The sequence below is a fragment of the Chromohalobacter sp. HP20-39 genome, assembly GCF_033052815.1.
In the GTDB taxonomy this organism is placed as follows: Bacteria; Pseudomonadota; Gammaproteobacteria; order Pseudomonadales; family Halomonadaceae; genus Chromohalobacter.
On sequence record NZ_JAWHTP010000190.1, the window covers coordinates 1 to 421 of the forward strand.

Sequence of the window (421 nt, forward strand, 5' to 3'; positions counted from 1 at the left end):
CGCCGCTGCTGGCATCCCACAACGCGAGTTCCGGCAAGCTCAAGCCAGTCGTGACGACGTCACAGGCGCGGCTCGATGGTCCGCTGAAGGACGTCCCGACCAGCACTGAGGTTGGGTTGCCGAGCTTCGTGACGACGAATGTCTATGGCTTCTGGGCACCGAAGGGATTGCCCCCGGAGGAGCTCGCCCGCCTGAGCAACGCCCTGCGCAAGGTTGCGGAACTCCCCGATGTTAAGCAGCGCTTAGAGTCGTTGGGGATGCAGCCGACTTGGGAGGCGCCGGCAACCTTCGCGAAGAAGATCGACGCCGACTTCAAGTACACACGCGAGGTGCTGACGAAGGCGGGAGTCAAGCCCGAATAGCCGACGCGTCGAAGATGGTTGTTTGGCGCCGCGGCCAAGTGGTGCAGTTGCTGCACCAC

General features: G+C 63.4%; 1 protein-coding gene. It reads left to right on the forward strand.

Going from position 1 to position 421, the window contains the following annotated elements; all coding sequences use genetic code 11:
- Window positions 1–362 (forward strand): Bug family tripartite tricarboxylate transporter substrate binding protein (locus RVY79_RS17575; protein WP_317465778.1); only part of this gene is annotated, 362 nt, incomplete at its 5' end.
- Window positions 363–421: the final 59 nt, after the last annotated feature.